Origin of the sequence: Bradyrhizobium altum (assembly GCF_020889705.1) — a bacterium.
Classification (GTDB): Bacteria; Pseudomonadota; Alphaproteobacteria; order Rhizobiales; family Xanthobacteraceae; genus Bradyrhizobium; species Bradyrhizobium altum.
The window spans coordinates 1-1,268 of sequence record NZ_JACMYP010000549.1; the positions used below are offsets into that span (position 1 = coordinate 1).

Annotated in this window: 1 protein-coding gene; it reads right to left on the bottom strand. The window is 63.6% G+C overall.

Annotation, left to right across the window (positions count from 1 at the left end; translation table 11 throughout):
* Positions 1–18: 18 nt before the first annotated feature.
* Positions 19–1,205 (bottom strand): IS3 family transposase gene (locus tag H8B02_RS47290; RefSeq protein ID WP_376711802.1). Its coding sequence is split into 2 segments (ribosomal slippage): positions 19–944 and positions 944–1,205, totalling 1,188 coding nucleotides; the frame shifts between segments, so codons are not numbered across the junction.
* Between the last annotated feature and the right edge of the window lie 63 nt (positions 1,206–1,268).

The following is a 1,268-nucleotide window of genomic DNA, read 5'->3' on the forward strand; positions in this document are numbered from 1 at the left end:
TGACCTGCCCCTGAACTTTCATCCAGCGGCAGTTAGAGTCTCGGGGTTTTGTACGCCTTGCGGCGCGGGGGAAGCAACGGGCGATCGGCGGAGCTGGTCGGGGTTGCGCAGCCGAGCGTCCGTTGCGGTGAGAGTGGCGGCGTAGGCCGCGGGCGTGAGGTATTGCAGCGAGGAATGCGGGCGCTCGCCGTTGTAGTCGGCGACCCATGCCGCGATTTTTGTCCTAGCGTCATCGAGGTCGAAGAACAGCGTCTCGTTCAAGAGCTCGTCGCGCATCCGGCCGTTGAAGCTCTCGACGAAGCCGTTCTGCATCGGTTTGCCCGGTGCGATGAAGTGCCAGTCGATGTCGGTCTCCTTGCACCAGGCCAGCATGGCGTTACAGCTGAGCTCGGTGCCGTTGTCGGAGACGATCAGGCTGGGTTTGCCGCGCCACGCGACGATCGTTGTCAGTTCCCGCGCCACACGCCGGCCCGAGATCGAGGTGTCAGGAATGGCGCCCAGGCATTCCTTGGTGACGTCGTCGACGATGTTGAGGATGCGGAAGCACCGTCCGTTGGCGAACTGGTCGTGGACGAAGTCCAGCGACCAGCGCGCATTCGGCCTCGCTTCCACCAGGATCGGCGCCCTGGTCCCCACGGCCTTGCGGCGGGCTCGTCGCTTGCGAACGATGAGCCCTTCTTCCCGATAAAGCCGGTAGATCCGGTTGATCCCCGACGGTTCGCCCTCCCGCCGCAGCAAGACGAACAGCCGGCGGTAGCCGAACCGTCGCCGCTCGTGGGCGAGATCGCGCAATCGACCACGCAGAACCGCGTCTGGAGGGCGGCTGGAGCTGTAGCGGATCATCGTCCGATCCGCGCCGACGATCGTGCAGGCCCGCCGCTCCGACAGGCCCATCACGGCCTTCAGGTGCGCCACCGCGGCGCGCTTGGCGGCGGGCCCTACCATTTTTTTGACAAAAGCTCGCGGAGCGCGGCCGCATCGAGCATCTGCTCGGCCAAGAGCTTCTTCAGTTTTGTGTTCTCATCCTCGACCGCCTTCAGCCGCTTGGCTTCCGACACCTCCATGCCGCCGAACTTGGACTTCCAATTGTAGATCGTCGCCTCGGAGACCCCGTGTTTGCGAGCCAGGTCAGCTGTCTTCGCCCCAGCCTCATGCTCCTTCAATACCGCGATAATCTGCTCTTCCGTGAACCTTGCTCGCTTCATCTGTCCGTCCTTCTGCAGGCCGGACTCTAACTCCATCTGGAGGAAATACTCAGGGGCAGGTCA